The sequence below is a fragment of the Parapedobacter defluvii genome, from assembly GCF_014642075.1.
GTDB lineage: Bacteria > Bacteroidota > Bacteroidia > Sphingobacteriales > Sphingobacteriaceae > Parapedobacter > Parapedobacter defluvii.
The window spans coordinates 1-1232 of record NZ_BMIK01000053.1; the positions used below are offsets into that span (position 1 = coordinate 1).

Annotated in this window: 1 protein-coding gene; it reads left to right on the plus strand. The window is 46.8% G+C overall.

The annotated features are described in order from the left end of the window. Positions 1 to 57: 57 nt before the first annotated feature. Positions 58 to 1220, plus strand: a protein-coding gene (locus tag IEX60_RS24690) for an IS3 family transposase (RefSeq protein WP_229717789.1) whose coding sequence is annotated in 2 segments (ribosomal slippage) — positions 58 to 310 and positions 310 to 1220 — 1164 coding nt in all. Because the reading frame shifts where the segments join, the coding sequence is not laid out codon by codon here. Positions 1221 to 1232 lie beyond the last annotated feature (12 nt).

Consider the following 1232-nt stretch of genomic DNA (forward strand, 5'->3'; position numbering starts at 1 on the left):
TGTAATCTTCCCCGAAAACAGCTACGCATATTAATGTAGTTTTATAATTTAGGGACAATGAAAAAAAGTAAGTTTAGTGAATCACAAATCATCAAGATTTTGAAGGAGCAGGAAACCGGGTCATCGGTTACGGATATCTGCCGTGAGCACGGTATCAGCCAGGGTACCTTTTACGGATGGAAGAGCAAATATTCGGGCATGGAGGTGTCACAGCTCAAACAGATGAAGGATATGGAGCGAGAGCTGGCACAGTATAAAAAGATCGTTGCCGAGCTGACATTGCAGAACACGGTTTTAAAAGACGTTATCGAAAAAAAGCTCTAGGGCCTGCCGAAAAGCGCGAGCTTGTAGGTCATGCCCGTGAAGATTTCGGGATGAGCCTACGGCAGGCCTGCGTGACATTTAACATCAGTACATCTGTTTTTTACTACCGTGCAAAGCGCAGGGATGACACGGAAGTCATCGAGCAGCTTTCTATTCTGGCCAGTCTGCACCGCACATGGGGTTTCTGGATGATGTACCACCGTCTTAGGAAGTTACAGTATATGTGGAACCACAAACGTGTTTATCGAATATACACAGCTATGCGTCTGAATCTTAGAAATAAGCGGAAGAAACGCCTTCCTGCCCGGGTAAAGGCTCCTTTGTTATGTCCTGTCGGCCCCAATATCACCTGGAGCCTTGACTTCATGCACGATACACTTGCCAACGGGAAAACGATCCGTACGCTGAACGTCATCGATGATTTCAGCAGGGAGGCACTTTCCATTACGGTTGACACGAGCCTTCCTGCACAGCGGGTGATCCGGGAACTGGAAAAATTACTGGAATGGCGTGGCAAGCCCGAGAAGATCCGCTCGGACAACGGACCGGAATTTGTAGCCGAAGCCATGCGTGGCTGGTGTGAGAAAAACGGCATCCAATGGGAGTTTATCCAGCCTGGGAAGCCGACACAGAACAGTTTGATCGAACGGTTCAACAGAACATTCAGGCAAGACGTACTTGACAGTTACATGTTTGACAGCCTCCAAGAGATAAGAAAATTCGCAGAGGCATGGGCGTGGATGTATAATAATGAAAGGCCTCATTCATCTTTGGGGCAGTTAACGCCGACAGAATTCCTGTTGAAATATGGAAAACTCTCCGAGTTTCCCACATTCCAACAGGATAGCAATAGCAAATCTGATTGGAATTCTTTAGTTTTGAATGTAGCTAGCTAAGGGAAGATTACA